Genomic DNA, 17,952 nt, shown 5'->3' with positions numbered 1-17,952 from the left:
ATGGCCAAGGGACGCGGGCGCCTGACCGCAATCGATCAATTGCCAGACGAGTGCGAGCCGATTGTCGGCTGGGCATCTCAGGAGCTGGCTGATCGCACGCGGACGCAGGTCGAGATCTACGGTGAATTCAAACAGAAGCTGATTGCTCTTCAGGGCGAGCAGGGAATTGATTTCGACATTCCGTCCTTCTCTGCCTTCAATCGCTACAGCGTCCGCCTCGCGATGATCTCACGGCGACTCGAACAGACGCGCGAAATTGCCGCGACCTTGTCCGAGCGCATGGATGCTGCCGGCTCCGATGATCTCACCTTGATCGCGGCCGAGGCGCTGAAGACGCTGATCTTCGAAATCCTGCAATCGAGTGGCGAGGCCGGCATCAGCACGAAGGGTGCAATGGAATTGGCGAACGCGCTGCGCGCTGCCTCCGCTGCCCAGGTGAGCAGCTCGAACCGCCGCGCAAAGCTCGAAGCCGATGCAAAGCTGAAGCAAATCGAGGCCGAGATGAAGGCGAAGGCGGAGAAGGCACTCGACACGCTCTCCCACGAGCCCGGCATTTCCAAGGCTGCGATCGCGCGGGCACGTCGTGACTTCCTCGGCGTTCGCCCGATGAAGAAGAAGGACGAAGCCGATAATGGTTGAGCTGCCAAAGGGCCAATGGACCGATCCGCCGGTGCTCGCCCGCGTTCCGGAAGAGCTGCCGGTTGAGTTCCCGCGTGGTGCCGAGATCCCCGAGGATCTAGACCCGCTGGCTGAAGGCGTCCTGATGGCTCATCAGGCGTCCTGGATTGCCGATGAGAGCGACCTGAAGATCTGCGAGAAGGGCCGACGTACCGGCGTCACTTTTGCCGAGGCTCTCGACTGCACGCTGATCGCCGCTGCCCAAAGATCGGCCGGCGGACAGAATGTCTTCTACATCGGTGACACCAAGCCGAAGGGCCGCGAGTTCATCGGGTATGCGGCGCATTTCGCCAAGGTCGTGGCAAAGGAGATGCTGACGATCGAGGACGGTATTTTCTTCGACCAGAAGGAAGACGGCTCCACCCAGGCGATCTCCAGCTTCATCATCCGATTCGCCTCCGGCTTCCGGATCGAGGCGCTGTCTTCGCGGCCAGAGAACATTCGCGGTCTGCAGGGTACCGTCGTGATCGATGAGGCGGCATTCCACCGCGACGTCCGCAACGTGCTCGATGCCGTCAACGCGCTTCTGATCTGGGGCGGCCGCATTCGCGTCATCTCCTCGCACAACGGTGTCAGCAGCCCCTTCAACGAACTGATCAAGGAAGCGCGGGCGGGAAAGAACCCGTTCAGCATCCACACCTATTCCTTTGGCGACGCTGTCAGGAACGGCCTCTACAAGCGCGTTTGCCTGATCAAGGGCGAGGAGTGGACGCAAGAGAAGGAAGACAAATGGGAAGCGCAGATCCGCGCCTCCTACGGCACGCGCACCGCCAAGATGCGCCAGGAGCTGGACGCCATCCCGGCCGAGGCCGAAGGCGCCGCCATGACGCGCGTCCTGATCGAGAGCTGCATGTCTCGGGATCTTCCGGCCGTCGTGCGCTGGGATCGTCCAGACGACTTCAAAAACCTCGACGACTACGAGCGGGAAGAGCAAGCTTCAGAGTTCTGTGAAGGCGTTTTGAAGCCGCTTCTCGACGCCCTCGATCCGGGGCGCGAGCATTGCTTCGGAGAGGACTTCGCCCGATCGGGAGACAAGACCGCCATCGTTGTCTTCGAGATCGGCGCCGACCTCGTACGTCGCGCGCGCCTGGTCGTCGAGTTGAAGAACATTCCCTTCGACCAGCAGCGGGACATCCTGTTTTTTATCGGCGATCATCTGCCGCGCCTGACTGGCGGCGCGCTGGATGCGCGAGGCAACGGACAGTATCTGGCGGAAAAGGCGCGCCAGCGCTGGGGCGAGTGCATCCACGAAGTGATGCTGTCGGCCAAATGGTATGCGACGAACATGCCGGCCTATATCGAAGCCTTCGGCGACAAGAGCCTGCTCTTTCCCTATGACGCCGACATCCTCGCCGACCACCAAGCGCTCGCCTATGTCAACGGCATCATCAAGGTGCCGGATGAGCATTCGAGCAAGGGCGTCGACGGCTACGATCGTCATGGCGACACCGCTCCGGCCGGCGCGCTCGCCTGGTTCGCGAGCTGCCAGGAGGCGCTCGCCTATGGCTACGAGACCAACCGCAAGATCGCAGGCTCCTGCATGGCCGGCCACAATGGCGGACCGCCTCTTGATGAAGACAGGCGCGGCCGCTCGATCGATTTTACTTTGAGAGGTTCCCTGTGATGGCCAGCCTGAAGGACTATCTCGGCCGCGTCGTCAAAATGCTGACGCTCACTGATCCCCACGCCACACCGCAGGCCGGTGGCGTGCGCCAGGTGATCTCCGGACACCCGGCGAATGGGCTCACCCCGCAGCGCCTGGCAAACATCCTGCGCTCGGCAGCCGAGGGAGAGCCTGAGGCTTATTTCGAGCTGGCGGAGGACATCGAAGAGCGCGACCTGCATTACGCGGCCGTCATGGCGACCCGCAAGCGGTCGGTCGCCCAACTGCCGATTACGGTCAAGGCTGCGTCCGATAGCGCCGAACACAAGAAGCACGCGGATTTTCTACAGGCTTGGATCGATGAGGAAGTGCTGCGCGCCAACCTCTTTGACATGCTCGACGCAATCGGCAAAGGTCTCTCGGTCATGGAGATCGACTGGCAGGTGAAGAACGGCCTCGTCATGCCGCGTGATCTGATCTGGCGGACGCAGCGCTGGTTTACCTTCGACCGCGCCGATGGCGAGACCGTGCTCCTGCGCGAAGGGGTGGCAGGCGAGCCGTTGCCTGAGCACAAGTTCATCGTCCATCGCCACAAGTCAAAATCCGGCCTTACGATCCGATCGGGCATCGCCCGCGTGGCACTCTGGGCGTGGATGTTCAAGAGCTTCACGACGAAGGACTGGGCAATCTTCTGCCAGAACTATGGCCAGCCGATCCGGATCGGCAAATATGGACGCGGTGCGACCGAGGAGGAGAAGGACGTTCTCTGGCGTGCAGTCTCTGGGATCGCGGGCGACTGCGCCGCGATCATCCCGCGCGAGATGCTGATCGAACTGCATGAGGTCGGCTCAAAGAGCAGCTCGACGGACATGTATGAGCGGCGCGCGGACTGGCTCGATCGCCAGGTGTCGAAGCTTGTGCTTGGCCAAACGACCACGACCGACGCCGTCTCCGGTGGCCATGCCGTCAGCCAGGAGCACCGCCTGGTGCAAGAAGACATCGAGCGCGACGACGCCGGCATGGTCACCGCGACGCTCAATCGCCAGCTCGTGCCGAACATGATTGCCTTCAACTTCGGCCCGCAGGACCGCTATCCACATCTTCGCGTCGGCCGTCCGGACGAGGTGCCGCTGAAGGAGTTCTCGGAAGCCTTTGCGAAGCTGGCACCATATGGCCTCACGGCGGATGAAAGTTACCTGCAGGATCGCATGGGCATCCCGAAGCCAAAGGCTGGCGCTGTCCTGGTTGGGGGGCGCTCGCCCACAACAGCGGTGTCATCGCCGATCGACGGCCAGCCGCCGGCACGTCAGACCGCGTCAGCGAGCATCTTTGACAATCTCTTCAAGTCCGCGCACCAGCGTAACGAGCCGGAGGACACGGTTGAAATCCTGACCAAGCGTCTCGACGAGGAAGCGGCCGGCGCGATGAACGGTCTGGTCGACGAGGTGAGGAAGGCACTGATGGATGCCTCCGATCTGCGCGATGCAGCCGAGCGGCTTGCGAAGCTCGACCTGGCGCCTGATGATCTGGCGGAGGCCATGGCGCGAGGCATGGCGCTCGCTCATCTCGCCGGCCAGGCATCCCTCATCGACGACTTGAAGACCCGCTCGTGAAATCGGCCCACAGACGCGCAGCAAGGGGTAAGGACGGGCGCTTCCCCGTCTCCGGCCCTCGAAGCGCGTCCATGGGCTTTGAAGAGGCTTCGAAAACGATGATGGGAGTGAGGCGAGGATGGTGACGACGGCTTCTGCACTCGATCTGCCATTCGACGAGGCGATCGCCTTCTTCCGCGAGAAGGCCTCCGTGCCGACGCGCAGCTGGCGTGACGTCTGGGATGCGGCTCATTCGAAGATGTTCATGGTCGCCGGTGCCAGCACTGTCGCCCTGGTTGACGACTTCAAGGCTGCGATCGCGAAGGCGCTCGAACAGGGCACGACGCTCGAAGAATTCCGGAAGGACTTCGATCAGATCGTCAAGCGCAATGGCTGGTCCTATAAAGGCGAGCGCGGCTGGCGCGCCCGAACAATCTTCGAAACCAATTTGAGGACCGCTCAGGCGGCGGGACGCTATGCCCAGCTGACCGAGCCGGACACTCTCGAAGCCTTTCCGGGCTGGCAGTACAATCATTCGGGTGCACTGCATCCGCGCCTCGACCACAAGAGCTGGGACGGCACAGTGCTTGCCGCGACTGATCCGGCCTGGAAGGTGATGTTCCCGCCGAACGGTTTCGGCTGCGGCTGCTTCGTTACGCCAGTCTCGATGCCGGCGCTGAGGCGGATGGGGAAGAAGGGCTTTGATCGCGCTCCGGATCTCGACCAGCTCGGCACGGATCAGCCGCGTGGCGTCGACCCATCCTTTGCCTACAATCCCGGCGAGGCGTGGCTACGACAAACCGCACCTGGTCTGACAGCGGTGACGGCAGATGAAGCGAATGTCGCGGCCTTCGTTGCGTCCAGCCTTCGCGGCAAGTGGCCCGAGGGTAGCTGGACGGTCGTCGGCGTGCATGGCGATGAGGTGGCAGGCGCGCTTGGCGTCGAGGCGGGGACAGAGCTGCGGCTCCTGGCGGACGTGATCCGCACCAATGCCGGCGACGAAATCTCGGCCGATGCTTATGCCACGATCCCGCGCCGGCTTGCCCGCAAGGCGAAGGTCGAGGATCAGGGCGATGGCCGCTTTCAGATCTCGAAGACCGTCGACGGCGATGATTGGCGGGCATCTGTCCGTGTCGAGCGCGATGGCAACCGCACCCGCGTTCTCCTGCACAAGCTCACCCGCGAGGCCGGCCGATGAGCGGAGCTGCGATCTCACTGACATTCCAGGTGATGGATGAGGAGGTGCAGCGCGCCGTGCAGCAGCTCGGCCGTATCATGACCAATACGCGGCCTCTGATGCATGCGATCGGCGTCGGACTTGTCGGATCGACCCATCAGCGCTTCATCAGCCAGGCCGATCCGGAGGGCCAGGCATGGCAGGCCTTGAACCAGGACTATGCCTCGACCAAGCGCAACAGCCGTGTCCTGACAGAGAGCGGTCGGCTGCGTGACAGCGTCAATGCAAGGGCCTCGAATGACGAAGTCCGCGTCGGATCGAACGTCGTCTATGCTGCCATTCACCAACTCGGCGGCACCATTCGACCGAAGAACGGCGAGGCACTTGTCTTTCGGATTGGCGACCGACTGATCAAGGCGAAAAGCGTCACCTTGCCCGCGCGGCCCTACCTCGGTATATCTGTCCAGGATGAAGCCATGATCGCAGAGACGGTCTTCGGTTTCATGGAGCGCGTCTCGCGCCGCTGATCCTCCCCTCATCGCCGCCTTGATGCCCGCGCCTGCGGGCATGATACCGCCGTGCCCCGCATGGCACTTTCGCGGCATGCTTAAAACCGCTGCTGCCCTTCTCATCGCAATTCACGCTGCCGACGCCACCGCGCCGGAGTGGCTCCATTTGCTGCCCGCCGGCCAGTTTAGCGGTTTGGATGGGCGCGGCCCGTACCTTGCTCCGGATCTCGAAGCCCTGATCGCTATCTTCAACAGCGAAGGGCGCAAGCTGCCAGTCGATGAAAATCACGCAATTGATCTGGCTGCTAAGGCTGGCAATCCGGCCCCGGCACGCGGATGGATCGTGGAGCTGCAGGCTAGGGAAGACGGGCTCTGGGGCCGGGTCGAATGGACCGAGGAGGGGCAGAGGCTCGTGGTCGGCAAGGCCTACGGGTACCTGTCGCCCGTGTTTCTTCACACACCACAGAAACCCTACCGGATCGGAAAGGTCCTGCGCGTCGCCCTTACGAACGACCCCAATCTGAATTTTCTGACAGCGTTACACCAGAGAGAGGAGAGCGAAATGCTCGAACAGCTGCGGAAGGCGTTTGGCCTTCCGGAAACCGCGACGGAGGCCGATGTGCTGGCGGCCGTCGCATCCGCCCATCAGGCCCAGCAGGAAACGGCAACTCACGCCGCCCTGGTCGGCAAGATCGTTGAAGCCGTGGGCTTGCCGTCAGGCACCTCCGGTGATGCCCTCGTCACCGCTCTCCAGGCGCGCGGCAAGGTCACCCCAACTGAAGCCGAGAATGCCGAGCTGCGGTCGAGCGTCACCTCGCTCCAGAGCCAGCTCACGACGCTGATCTCTAACCACGCCCGCGACCGCGCCGTCGTCGTCGTCGAGGACGCGGTCAAGGCCGGCAAGATCGTGCCTGCGCTGAAGGAGCACATGATCGCCCGCCACATGAAGGATCCGGCTGAGGTCGAGAAGGAGATTTCGCTCCTGCCGTCGATCAACAGCGGCGGCCTTGGCGGACGCAAGGTGCCCGAAGCTGAAGGCGGCGGGCTGACCGACGAAGACCGCCAGGTCGCGGCCATGATGGGCGTCGACGAAACCACCTTCGCCGCTTCGGCAAAGGCTCTGCACGGAAAGGGCAACTGATATGGCCGCCACTGACGATATCCGCTCCAAGCGCAAGCCGGGCCTCGGTCGCTCCTACGGCTACCCCGTGCTTGCCAATGTGAAGATCTTCGGCGGCTCGGCTGTCGGGATCACGGCCAACCGGGAAGCCGTTCCAGCCGGCCACGTGTCGGCGGTCAAGCTGATCGGCTTCGCCGAGCAGCGAGCCGACAACACCGGTGGCGCAACCGGCGACCAGGTCGTGAACATCGAGAAGGATGTGCGCCTGATCCCGCTCGCCGGCGCCACAGTCGCGAACATCGGCGCCACGGTCTACGCGTCCGCCGACGACACCTTCACGCTCACCGCAGGCTCGCTGCTTGCAATCGGCACCATCGACGCCATCGACGCTGACGGCGTCTGGCTCAAGACCCTCTGAGGACGTCCACATGGATATCAATGCAAGCACGCTGCGCGCGATCTATACGGGCCTTTCCACGGCTTACAACGCTCGCTTCAGCGCAGTGCAGACCTTCTACACCACGGTCGCGATGACCGTGCCGTCCAGCACGGCCATGAATGAGTATCCGCGTCTCGACGACATTCCGGGCTTCCGTGAATGGCTCGGCGACCGCATCATCCACGATCTCGGCGCCCAGACCTATGTCATCAAGAACCGCACGTTCGAGAAGACGATCGGCATCAAGCGCGAGCAGATCGACGACGATCAGATTGGCATCTTCACGCCGGTTGCCGGCCAGATGGGGCAGGACGCCGCTCAGTTTCCTGATCAGTTGATCTGGCCGCTCTTCAAGACCGGCGAGACCGTGAAGTGCTACGACGGCCAGTATTTCTTCGACACCGACCACCCCGGCTACAACGAAGCCGGCGGCGCGATCTCGGTTTCGAACTTCACCGATGGTGCTGGTCCCGCCTGGTACCTGGTCGATGACACTCAGGTGATGAAGCCGCTGGTCTATCAGACCCGTCGCCCGTTCGTTCTGACGCCTCTGCAGAGCCCGGATGATCCGAACGTCTTCTACCAGAACAAGTTTGTCTGGGGTGTCGATGGCCGCTGCAACGCAGGTTTTGGCCTCTGGCAGTTGGCCCACAAGTCGAAGGCTACCCTCAACGAGGCGAATTACGAGGCGGCTCGGACGGCTCTCTCGACCATTCGCCGCCGCGACGGCTCTCCGCTCAACATCCGTGGCGCGAAGCTGATCGTTCCGCCGGCACTGGAAGGCATCGCCCGCAAACTGGTGGCCGCCGAGACCGCAGCGAACGGCGCGACCAACGTCTGGAACCGCTCGGCCGACGTCGTCGTGGTCCCGTACCTCGCCTGATTTCGGACAGGTCAAGCGTCCCGAGGCCGTCGCCAGTCTTCCTTCCGACTGGCGACGGGTTTCCGGAAAACGGCCCGGTGGCCGCTTTCCCGAGACCCGGAAAGGAACCCAACATGTCGAAGAAGATCCAGATCATCTGCACCACGCCTGGCATGCGCCGGAATGGTGTCAGTCACCCGCCTTCCGCCTTCTACGATGAAGGTCATTGGACAGCCGAGCAGCTTGCCGCCTTCCGGGCGGACCCGGCCTTCACGGTGCGCGAGGTGGCAGAAGGCGAGAACGTCCAGACCGAGGACGATTTCCAGCTTCGTGTGAACAATGCCGTGCAGGTGCTCGTCGAGCAGAAGATCGCCGAGCTGCAGGCAGCCTTCGATCAGGCCGTCGCCGAGAAGGCAAAGGAGAAGATCGAGAAGCTGCAGGCCGATCACGACAAGGCTGTCGCGGACCTCAATGCCAAGCTCGATGCGGCGACCAAGGCTGCTGGCGACCAGGGCGCAAAGGCGAAGAAGTAGGAATACCCAGCGCGGGTGCCGACAGGCGCGAATTGACGGAAGGCTCCAGCGGCACCGGGGCTTTCCACCCAACAGGAGAATATCCGTGAACCATAAGCCCTATCGCATGATCATTCTGCATTCTCTGGCTCTGGTGGCCGCAGTTCTGGTTTCGGCCGCAACGCGTGTCGCTGAGTTCGTCCTGGCTCCGATGATCCACCTGGTTCGCGAGGCCACAGTGGCGCTCGCCCTGTCGTGGCTGCCGCGTTTCAAGGCGGTTGCCTTCGCCTTCATCGGGAAACTCAAGCCCGTCTATCGCGAAAGCCTTCTGACCAACGGCCAGTCGCTGGACGGCTCTTTGCGTCTGGCCTGACGCAAGATCTGCAGAACTCTGGCGGGCCAATCGTCCGCCAGCTTCAACCAGGAGAGAGACCTTGTACGCAACCGTCACCGACATGATCGCCCGCTTTGGCGAGACCCAGATCATCCGGCTTTCCCAGCCGGAGGACCGTACGGCCGAGACGGTTGACGAGGAGAAGGTCAACATCGCTCTCGCCGATGCCAGTGCCGTGATCGACGGTTACCTTCGTGGCCGGTACTTCGTGCCGATCGCTGCCCCTCCGGCCGAGATTGTGCGGGCTACTTGCATCCTCGCCCGCTATGACCTCTCAGACACTGAACGCTCGTCGCCGACAGAGGAGATGAGCAAAGGCCGGGCCGACGTCATCAAGTGGCTCGAGTCGATTTCGAAGGAGCTGGTCAATCTCGATGTGCCGCGCGCATTGGTGACCGGTACCGACCAGGTGGGCTCAGGGCCGAGGATCTCCGATCGCGGCCGGGTCTTCAGCCAAGACACCTTGAGGGGCTTCTGATGGCCTCCTTTGACCTTGCCACCATTCGCCGCCAGGAGCCGCTCATCATCGAGCGGCTTCGGCAGGCATTTCCCGCCCAGACCTTCGGCATCGAGCGCGTTCCGCAGTCGCTCAGCCTGGCCGAGTTCAAGCGGGTCGTGAAGCAGGCCCCGATGCTGGGTCTCGCCTGGGCGGGCATGCAGCCGCAGAAGGACAGCGGCCGGCAGCTGAAGGGCGTCATGCAGTGGCGGCTCATCCTGATCTGCCGCGTTTCAAGTGGCCTTGAAGCGCGCTTCAAAGGAGATCGGAAGGACATTGGCCTCGACGCGATGACGGACGTCGCCCTGGCGCTGATCCACGGCGTGACCATGAAGCCGGTCGGCGTCATGGAAGTCACCCAGGCGCAGAGCCTCGTCGCTGAAGGTTATGCCGACGACGATATCGCGCTTGCCCAGATCGACTTCAATTTCAGCTTCGTCACATCGCCCGCGGACTACGCCATTTCGTCGCCGGAGAGCTTCGAGCAGCTCGGCATCACCTGGTCGTTGTCCGGCTCCGAAGGACCAGGCGCAATCAACGACACCATCGAGCCACCACAGGAGTGAACATGGCCAAGAAGGACTATCTGGCTCCGGCCAAGGATCGGCTCGTTCCGCAGGAAGACGGAACGCCCTGGCCGACCGAAGGGATGGAAGATCCCGACACCCTCTACACCCGCCGCCGTGTCGCCGATGGCGATCTGGTCAAAGTTTCGGCGCCGAAGAAGCCTGAAGGAGAGAAGTAATGGATTTCAACGAAATCCCCGTGGATCGCCTGGAGCCAGGCGTCCTGATCGAAGTGCGGGCGAACTACCGCAACGCCGGCATCTTCGCATGGCCTGAGAAGGCGCTGATTATCGGTCAGAAGCTGGCCGCCGGCACGATCACGCCCGGCCAGATCATCGAGATTACTCGTGCTGAGGAGGCGATCGCCTATTTCGGTCGCGGCTCGATCGGTGCCGAGCAGGTCGCCTTCTTCAAGAAGGCCAATCGCAACACGCCGCTTTCGATCATGGCGCTTGCGGATGCTGGCGGCGCGGTCAAAGCAATCGGCACCTTCACCTTTGTCGGTGCCGTCCAGGCGGCGAGCACCATCCGCTTCAAGATTGGTGGCCGGCAGGTGCGCATCACCGCACTCACGACGGACAACGTCACGGCACTTGCCACCAAGCTTGCGGCCGCGATCAACGCGGATCTCGACATGGTGGCGACGGCTGCAGCGGCTGCCGGCGTGGTCACGGTCACCTCTCGCCATGGCGGTGAGGTCGGCAATGAGATCGATCTGCGCGTCGACACGAAGAATGAGCCGATCCCGGCCGGCCTGACGATCACCGTCGTTGCCATGTCCGGAGGCTCCGGCAACCCGGTGCTGCAGACGGCGCTCGACGCGATTGCCAACACCTGGTTTACCAAGCTGACCACGCCCTGGAACGATGCCACGAACATGGCGGCACTCGCCGAGTTCCTGCGGGTGCGCTATCTGGCGACGTCGAAGCTGGATTGCCATGGCTTCGTTTTCAAGCGTGGCACGTTTGGCGAGCTGAGCACCTTCGGCGCCCTGACCAACAACGCCTTCCTGACGACGGGCGGCCTGAAGAAGAGCCCGACCTCAGCCTGGTCGATCGCCGCCTCGCTGATGGGGATCGCCGCCTTCCACCTGACGAACGATCCGGCGCGCCAGCTCCGCTCGCTCGTCCTTCCCGGCGTCGAAGCGCCCGACTCGGTGGATCAGTTCCTCGACACCGAAAACGATCTGCTGCTGCGGACCGGCATCTCGACCTTCGACTGCCTGTCTGACGGCTCTGTCGTGATCAGCCGCGTGATCACGACCTACAAGACCAGCAGCCTGGGCACCGCCGATCGCGCCTGGCTCGATATCATGGTGCCCGCCACCATGAGCCGGATCCGCTACGATTGGGCGACCTATGTCAGCCTGATGTATCCGCGCTCCAAGCTCGTCGATGACGACACCGACGGCGCGAACGTCCAGCGGTTCAACGGCGACGAGGATCCCGGCACAGCCGTCGTCACGCCGAAACGCATGAAAGCCTCCTGGGCGGCGCGCTGCAAGCTCTACGGCGAGAACGTCTGGATCGAGGACGTGACCCGCACGGTGAAGGAAAGCGCCTTCGAGCGCTCCAACTCCGACCGCAACCGCCTGGAAGGGCGCCCGCAGGTGCAGATCGTCGGCAATCTGATGGTCTTTGCCCAGGCGCTGGAATTCCAGGTCTAACGCCCAACTTGAAAGGACACTCTAATGACGCAGGTATTGGGCATCGTCGATATCATCTGGCGAGGCCGTAACCTTCAGGTGGCCAAGGGGGCGAGCATTCGTCCTGGCGGCCTCAAGAACAACCCGGTCACCTATGGCCGCAAGGTGGGGCGCGCCCAGGAATACCAGGGCTCGGAAATCAAGGCGACCGTCCACTTCGAAGCTGGGCAGCGCTGGGGCAACACCTGGGATAGCGGCGAAGGCGAACTCCAGGTCGTCTGCGACACCGGCCAGACCTTCGTGATGTATGACGCCTTCCTCTCCGGCGACATCCCGACGATTACCGGCGGCGAAGGCGGCAGCATCGAGATGACCTGGTCGGCCGGCACGCCCGAGGAGATCGGAGCATGAAGAAGGATCTTCATATCGACCTGGACGAGGATCAGGGCGGCACTGCTACGGTCACCAGCTCCGGCACTTCGACTGACGTCATCGACGAGGGCGGTGCAAAGGCCGTCATCGTGGATGAGGATGGTGATGTTCTGGACAAGCTGCCGTCCCGCGCAGTTCGCAACGATGACGGCAGCGTGACCTTGCCGCTCATCGAGCCTGTGACCATCACCACCCGCAAGGACGGTAAGGTTCGGGAACGCACCTTCGAGAGCCTCACCTTCTTCCGTCTGAAGGGGGCCGATATTCAGGCGATCGCGGCGGCATCGAAGGAGAACGACACCGTCGTGACCTTCGCTCGATCGACCCGCACCATGCAGGCGGTCATGAATGCGGTCTTTGACAAGATGGATGCGGCCGACATCGTCGATGGCGGCAAGGTGATCAACCATTTTTTGACGAGTGGCCGCCGAACTGGCCGATAATGCTCGGAGCCCTTGCCGATGGCACGGGCTTCAGCGCCGCCGAGCTCGAAGACTTCGAAGCTCACCGCGCCAAGTTCTGGTGGAACTGCGTGATGGCCTGGCGGAAAGAAGTCGCTGACCAGCAGAAGCAATAACGAACCGTCATGCCCGCCGCCACGGGCATGACGGCACTTGCGCGCGCGCGCTAAACCGGAAATCAATTCTGGAGCGTGGCGGGATGTCTTCAAGAAGCATGAACCTTGATGTCATCGTCCGGATGCGGGATCTCCTGTCCGGGCCTTTGCGTCGGCTGCGCTCCTCCCTTGAAGGCATTGCTTCGTTCTCCCGCCGCATCGGCATCCTTGGTGCGGCAGTGGCCGGCATCAGCTTCCTCGGCCCGATCGACCAGGCGGCGGCCTTCCAGCAGAAGCTGCTGGATATCGCCGGCACAATGGAGATGACCGGCGGGGCCGCCTTCGCCTTCACTGGCCAAGCCAAAGAGGAGTACGAGGCGCTCGCACTTCTGGTGGGCCAGTCATCTGACATCATTGCTTCCGGCGCGGGGCAGATGATCGCGGCGGGTGTGAACAAACAGCTGATCGATGCGTCGATCGGCGACATTGGCCGCGCTGCGACAGCCGCCAATGCTGAATTTTCCGACATGGCATCGGTTGCCACATCATTGCTGATGACCTTACGCGTACCGGCCGATCAGCTGGACGACAGCCTCGGCGCACTGGTGACGGCCGGCAAGCTCGGCTCTTTCGAGCTGAAGGACATGGCGCGATACTTCCCGACCCTGACCAGCCAGATGGCTAAGTTCGGCGTGACCGGACGGGAGGCCGTGAACTTCCTCGCATCCGCACTGCAGATCGCCCGCAAGGGTACGTCCGACCCGGCGGAAGCGGCCAACAACCTGAAGAACTTCCTCGCTAAGATCCTGGCACCCGCGACGATCAAGAACTTCAAGGATGCCGGCGTCGACATCGAAGCCGTTATGCAGGATGCGGCGGTCAAGGGTATCAATCCGATCGAGGCGGTCATCCAGAAGATTGCCAAGCTGACCGGCATCTCCGGAAAGGAGATCGACGGCCTAATGCAGAAGGCCAAGGCCAACGGTCTTGAGGGCGCAGAGGCGCTGGGCTACGTCCGCGAGCAGCTCGAAAAGATCTACGGCGCGGGCAAGCTCGGCGAGATCTTCGGCGACATGCAGGTCATGGACTTCCTGATCCCGATGCTTGGCAACCTTGATGAGTACAAGCAGATCCGGGATGAAGTCGCGAAGGCTACCGGTGAGATCATCGACGAAGACTTTGAGACCCAGATGAAGGGTCTCAATCGGCAGATGGAGATCTTTCGGGAGATCGGGCGGCAGGCGTGGCGTGAAGTGGGCTTTGCCTTCGGTCTTTGGATGCCCCTTATCAATCAACACCTCCAGGCGGCCATCAAATGGCTGCGCGATCTCGATCGGGAAACCGGCGGGATGGTGCGCCAAGCGTTGTCGTTTGCAGGTGCCACTCTGATCCTCGTTGCTGCGCTCGGCGCTCTCGGCTTCGTCCTGCCGGCCGTCGGTTCTGGCATGGCAGCACTGGCGATGCCTTTCATCGGCACAGGCCGGTTGGCGCTCTCGATCGGACGCTACTTTGCGACAGCTGCGAGAAGCGCAATCGCGCTGCAGGCCACATTGGCTGCGATGAGCGGCGCTCGGTTCACTGGCCTCTCCCGCGTGGCCGTCGGTCTTCGCGGCATGGCGATGGCCGTGCCTGGTCTTGCCGCGTTGAAGGCCGCGTTACTTGCGATCGGAGCGGCGATCGCTGGCATCACCTGGCCGATCTGGGCCGCGATCGCCGCCGTGGCCGCGCTGGGCCTCGCCATCTACAATTATTGGGAGCCGATCAAGAACTTCGCACAGGGTTTTGCTTCGGTGATTGGTGGCGCTCTCTCTGAGTTGACGGGGAAGCTGTCAAACCTTGCCGGGATGTTCGCGAGCGGCAATGCCAAGATGGCCGGCAAGTTTGCAGCCTGGCTCGGGTTCGACGAAGCGGAGATCGCGGCGATGAGCGGCAAGATCGAGGCCTTTGCGAGCAGCGTCGTCGGTTTCATCAAGGCCATTCCCGGCCAGGTGAAGGGCTTCCTCTCGGACATCTTCACCATGAATGATTATTCGACCGAGGCCGAGGCTGCCTTCCGCACGGCCGGGGAGCGAGCAGGGCAGGCCATGGTGGACGCCATCAAGGGCGCAATCGATACCCTGATCGGTTGGTTTCAGGGGCTCGGCCAGAGGATCCTTGACGCGGTCGGCAAGATTGACTTGTCAGGTATCATCAGTTGGCCTTCACCTTCCTCGTGGTTTGGTGGCGGAGAGGCTACACCAGCTCAGCCGGCCAATCAGAACATGTTGCCCGCACAGGGTGGATCTGGGCAGGCCAGCGTCGGTGGCCAGATCGATATCCGCGTCAACGGCCCGGCACAGGTGACCAACACCAGTAGCGACAACCCAAATGTTCCGATCAGGGCTAACACCGGTCGGGTCGTGGGGAGGGACTGATGCGGATCGATAGCTTGGACGCGCTCCCCGGCCTGGTCCCCGGTTCCTACCGGGGCCGCACGCTGCACTTCCTGGACACCTCCAGTGAACACGGTCGCCGGGTGCTGGAGTATCTGTTTCCGGGTGTCGATGCGCCGGCCTATGACGACTTCGGTCTTTTGCCTTCAGTCTTGACCATCGACGCGCTCGTGATCGGTGACGATTACAAAGTGCAGGTGAAGAGCCTTCAAAGGGCCTTTGAGACACCTGGACCCGGCCAGCTTATGCATCCCTGGCTCGGGCCTATGTCGGTCATCCTGGAAGAGCCGGCCAGTATCGCCTTCTCGGTTCGCGAGCTTCGTGTTGCCCGCATCAATGTCCGCCTGAAGCGCGTCCAGATTGGTGGGGTCGTCGGCCAGGTGCTTTCCGGCCTCATTGGCGGCGTGGCGAGCCTGCTCTCGGCGGCGCAAGCGCTGATTGACGTGGTCGGTCTGCGAGTGCTCTCTGCAGCACGCGGCGCTGCCGTCCGTCGCACGGCAAGGCTGATTGCCGCCGCCGCGAATGCAGTGACCCCGCCTTCGGACGGAGCGCGGCTCCTGCCGGAGATCCGGTCGATCCTGGCGGCCTCGTCTCCCGAGACACCGGCTTCCTTCGGATCGTGGCTATCTGGCGCGGTGAGCGTCCTTTCCGCTGTGACCGAGGAACCGGCTGTCGCTTCGGCTTTGGCGAGACCCCCTGTCTCTACGGCTCAGGCAAAGATTGCTGTCGCTTCGGATCTCGCTGGGCGAATGATGGAAGCCGCAGCGGGAGCCCCGTCCCAGGTGGACGCGGCTCTGCTGATCGCGGCCGCTGCCGAGTTTCTTTCTGCCGCTGCCCGCCAGTCTGTCTATGCCGATTTCGCCTCGAGGCGAGAGGCGACGGCCTATCGCACGGCGATGACGTCGGCGCTTTCTGCCCTAATCGACCGCGCGGAGATCCTCGGGTCGGATACCTACCAGGCGGCTTCATCCGAACTCATTCGGGGTGCAAGGCGGGTCTCGTCTGCCGTGGTCATCGAGATGAACGAAGTTGTCGGCCGCCTGCCGGAAGTCCTGGTATTTGCAGCGGAGCGCGAGCACGACGCCTGGCAGGTTGCCCAGCACATTGCCGGCGACAGGCCGGGCCAGATCGAAGCGGTCTATCTCGACATCGTTGCCCGCAACCGGCCGCGTCACCCGGCCGTCATGGAAGGCTCGACGGTTGAAGCACTGGAGATCCGCTGATGGCAAAGAGCATCCAGCTATCGATAGATGGTACTGCCTACGACCAGTGGACTTCAGCCGAGGTGACACGGGATCTGAAGGACTTTTCCGGGGCGTTCAGCTTCACTTTCCGTGATGCCAAGCGCGCCAGGCGCTCTCTGCCTTTCGCGACAGATGCGGCCGTTCGTGAACTTCGGCCCGGTCCTGCCGTGGAGATCCGGATCGGAAGGCGGCTGGTTTTGAAAGGCTTCATCGAGCGCGTCGAGCCAGATAGTGGCGACCGCCAGGCGACCATTGTCATCAGCGGCAGAGACCTGACCGGCGATCTCATCGACGGGGCTGCAATGACCAATGAAGCCGAGTTCTTTAACGTCAAGCTTGAAGAAGCGGCCCGGCGGATCGCCGCCCCCTACGGCCTCGCCGTCCGTTCGGAGATCGATACGGGGGAGCCCTTTACGCGCTATGGCATCGATCTTGCCGAGACAGCCTTCTCGGCGATCGAGAAGGGCGCCCGGTCTCGCCACGCTCTCGTCCTGTCCGACGGCGTCGGTGGCCTCGTGATAACCCGAACCGGGCAGACAAGAGCACCGGTCGAATTGCGCTATCCCGGCAACGTGCTGCTCTCTAGAGGAACCTTTAGCCACGAGGGGCGCTACAGCGAGACGATCGTCCGTGGCCAGGGCGAGAAAGCCGGGAAGGCAAGAGGATCGGCAGCTCTCGATTCGACGGCCGAACCGATCGGCGCTGGCGATCGCGCGGACGGTGACGGCGCGGCGACAGAAAAGGAACGCAAGGGGACGGTCGCCACAGGCCGAGCGCGTGATGGGGAGATCACTCGGCACCGTCCGATCGTGCATCTGGCGCGGTCAAAGGCGGACAATGTCTCGGCCCAAGACGAGGCTGACTGGCGGATGCGTACGGCCCGAGCGGAGGGTGAAGAGTTCACCCACACCGTCAAGGGCCACACGGTCAACGGCCAGCTCTGGACCGTCAACCAGCTCGCTTCGGTGTCCGATGCATTCCTTGGCGTCTACCGTGACCTCTTGATCTCACGCGTCGCCTATCGCGAAGACAGTGCCGGCATCGTGACTGAGCTGGGCTATGAGAGCCCGGAAGCTTTCGACAAGGCTCCGGTCGGGGATCGTCGAACGAACAAGGCAGGCAAGACCGGAAAGCGCGCCGGCCCGCTGGACGGCACGGCGAGCGCGCTATGACGAAGGAGGTTTTCGACAAGATCCGGGGCATGGCCCGCCGCGTGACGGTGAAGGACATCAAGGACGACGGCGAGACGCAGACTGCCTCGATCGAGGTGGCCGATGGGATCTGGCGCTCCGATGTCGAAATCCTTCAGCAGTATGGGATCTCATCGAGCGCGCCCGAGGATGGCGCCGTCGCCATAGCGCTCGCCCTTGGCGGCGACGAAGGCGATATCGTCCTGTTGCCGATCGCGAACCCCTCCAGCCGAATGGGCGGCCTGGGTAAGGGGGACGTGGGCTTCTACAACAAGTTTGGTGACCGCATCATCATCCGCTCTGGCGGTGGTATCGAAATCCAGGCGGCATCGTCATTGACCCAGAAGGTTGGTGGCACGACGCTGACGCAGTCGGCCGACGGTTTTGCCTTCGAAGGTGGGACGATCACCCATAACGGCAAAGATATCGGCGACACCCACACCCACGGCGGCGTGGTTGAAGGCGATGGTTTCACCGATCCGCCAGCCGGCTGATCCCGCCTGCC

21 protein-coding genes are annotated in these 17,952 nt (G+C 62.9%); all 21 read left to right on the top strand.

Annotated features, from left to right (window positions below; genetic code table 11):
• The 21 genes from D4A92_RS00415 to D4A92_RS00320 all read left to right on the top strand — a co-directional run bounded on the left by D4A92_RS00415 (position 1) and on the right by D4A92_RS00320 (position 17,941).
• Positions 1–639: a phage protein Gp27 family protein gene (locus D4A92_RS00415; protein ID WP_203017367.1), complete on the top strand. Its 639-nt coding sequence runs from the start codon at positions 1–3 to the stop codon at positions 637–639.
• Positions 632–2,302 carry a hypothetical protein gene (locus D4A92_RS00410; RefSeq protein WP_203017365.1) on the top strand — a complete coding sequence of 557 codons (1,671 nt, stop codon included), beginning with the start codon at positions 632–634 and terminating at the stop codon, positions 2,300–2,302. Before D4A92_RS00415 ends, D4A92_RS00410 begins: the two co-directional genes overlap by 8 nt.
• The gene (locus D4A92_RS00405) at positions 2,302–3,894 is read left to right on the top strand and encodes a DUF935 domain-containing protein (RefSeq protein WP_203017363.1); all 1,593 of its coding nucleotides are present in this window, start codon (positions 2,302–2,304) and stop codon (positions 3,892–3,894) included. Before D4A92_RS00410 ends, D4A92_RS00405 begins: the two co-directional genes overlap by 1 nt.
• Before the next feature lie 118 nt (positions 3,895–4,012).
• The gene (locus D4A92_RS00400; protein WP_203017361.1) at positions 4,013–5,071 is read left to right on the top strand and encodes a phage head morphogenesis protein; all 1,059 of its coding nucleotides are present in this window, start codon (positions 4,013–4,015) and stop codon (positions 5,069–5,071) included.
• Positions 5,068–5,577 carry a phage virion morphogenesis protein gene (locus D4A92_RS00395; RefSeq protein ID WP_203017360.1) on the top strand — a complete coding sequence of 170 codons (510 nt, stop codon included), beginning with the start codon at positions 5,068–5,070 and terminating at the stop codon, positions 5,575–5,577. Before D4A92_RS00400 ends, D4A92_RS00395 begins: the two co-directional genes overlap by 4 nt.
• A gap of 22 nt (positions 5,578–5,599) precedes the next feature.
• Positions 5,600–6,700 carry a phage protease gene (locus D4A92_RS00390; protein WP_246753996.1) on the top strand — a complete coding sequence of 367 codons (1,101 nt, stop codon included), beginning with the start codon at positions 5,600–5,602 and terminating at the stop codon, positions 6,698–6,700.
• A gap of 1 nt (position 6,701) precedes the next feature.
• Entirely contained in the window at positions 6,702–7,097 is a 396-nt protein-coding gene (locus D4A92_RS00385) for a hypothetical protein (RefSeq protein ID WP_203017359.1), read from the top strand.
• 10 nt (positions 7,098–7,107) lie between these two features.
• Positions 7,108–8,001: a Mu-like prophage major head subunit gpT family protein gene (locus tag D4A92_RS00380; RefSeq protein ID WP_203017358.1), complete on the top strand. Its 894-nt coding sequence runs from the start codon at positions 7,108–7,110 to the stop codon at positions 7,999–8,001.
• A 113-nt stretch (positions 8,002–8,114) separates the two neighbouring features.
• The gene (locus tag D4A92_RS00375) at positions 8,115–8,513 is read left to right on the top strand and encodes a hypothetical protein (RefSeq protein ID WP_203017357.1); all 399 of its coding nucleotides are present in this window, start codon (positions 8,115–8,117) and stop codon (positions 8,511–8,513) included.
• Positions 8,514–8,598: 85 nt separating this feature from the next.
• The gene (locus tag D4A92_RS00370; protein WP_203017356.1) at positions 8,599–8,865 is read left to right on the top strand and encodes a hypothetical protein; all 267 of its coding nucleotides are present in this window, start codon (positions 8,599–8,601) and stop codon (positions 8,863–8,865) included.
• A gap of 61 nt (positions 8,866–8,926) precedes the next feature.
• Positions 8,927–9,364 carry a gp436 family protein gene (locus tag D4A92_RS00365; protein WP_203017355.1) on the top strand — a complete coding sequence of 146 codons (438 nt, stop codon included), beginning with the start codon at positions 8,927–8,929 and terminating at the stop codon, positions 9,362–9,364.
• A complete protein-coding gene (locus D4A92_RS00360; protein ID WP_203017353.1) occupies positions 9,364–9,948 on the top strand; it encodes a hypothetical protein in 585 nt (194 codons plus the stop codon). The genes D4A92_RS00365 and D4A92_RS00360 overlap by 1 nt, the downstream gene beginning before the upstream one ends.
• Before the next feature lie 2 nt (positions 9,949–9,950).
• Positions 9,951–10,127 (top strand): DUF2635 domain-containing protein, encoded by a 177-nt coding sequence (locus tag D4A92_RS00355; RefSeq protein ID WP_203017351.1) that lies wholly within the window; start codon positions 9,951–9,953, stop codon positions 10,125–10,127.
• Entirely contained in the window at positions 10,127–11,614 is a 1,488-nt protein-coding gene (locus D4A92_RS00350) for a phage tail protein (RefSeq protein ID WP_203017350.1), read from the top strand. Before D4A92_RS00355 ends, D4A92_RS00350 begins: the two co-directional genes overlap by 1 nt.
• 24 nt (positions 11,615–11,638) lie before the next feature.
• The gene (locus D4A92_RS00345; RefSeq protein ID WP_203017348.1) at positions 11,639–12,004 is read left to right on the top strand and encodes a phage tail tube protein; all 366 of its coding nucleotides are present in this window, start codon (positions 11,639–11,641) and stop codon (positions 12,002–12,004) included.
• Positions 12,001–12,468 (top strand): hypothetical protein, encoded by a 468-nt coding sequence (locus D4A92_RS00340; RefSeq protein WP_203017346.1) that lies wholly within the window; start codon positions 12,001–12,003, stop codon positions 12,466–12,468. Before D4A92_RS00345 ends, D4A92_RS00340 begins: the two co-directional genes overlap by 4 nt.
• Entirely contained in the window at positions 12,468–12,602 is a 135-nt protein-coding gene (locus tag D4A92_RS25215; protein WP_281435256.1) for a hypothetical protein, read from the top strand. The genes D4A92_RS00340 and D4A92_RS25215 overlap by 1 nt, the downstream gene beginning before the upstream one ends.
• 98 nt (positions 12,603–12,700) lie before the next feature.
• A complete protein-coding gene (locus D4A92_RS00335; protein ID WP_203017344.1) occupies positions 12,701–14,995 on the top strand; it encodes a phage tail tape measure protein in 2,295 nt (764 codons plus the stop codon).
• Positions 14,995–16,236, top strand: coding sequence for a DNA circularization N-terminal domain-containing protein (locus D4A92_RS00330; RefSeq protein WP_203017342.1), 1,242 nt, complete (start codon positions 14,995–14,997; stop codon positions 16,234–16,236). Before D4A92_RS00335 ends, D4A92_RS00330 begins: the two co-directional genes overlap by 1 nt.
• Positions 16,236–17,429 carry a phage baseplate assembly protein gene (locus tag D4A92_RS00325; RefSeq protein ID WP_203017340.1) on the top strand — a complete coding sequence of 398 codons (1,194 nt, stop codon included), beginning with the start codon at positions 16,236–16,238 and terminating at the stop codon, positions 17,427–17,429. Before D4A92_RS00330 ends, D4A92_RS00325 begins: the two co-directional genes overlap by 1 nt.
• A complete protein-coding gene (locus D4A92_RS00320) occupies positions 17,426–17,941 on the top strand; it encodes a phage baseplate assembly protein (protein WP_203017338.1) in 516 nt (171 codons plus the stop codon). The genes D4A92_RS00325 and D4A92_RS00320 overlap by 4 nt, the downstream gene beginning before the upstream one ends.
• The last annotated feature ends 11 nt before the right edge of the window (positions 17,942–17,952 follow it).

Origin of the sequence: Rhizobium rosettiformans (assembly GCF_016806065.1) — a bacterium.
Lineage (GTDB): Bacteria > Pseudomonadota > Alphaproteobacteria > Rhizobiales > Rhizobiaceae > Allorhizobium.
This window is presented reverse-complemented; position numbering and strand designations above follow the sequence as displayed.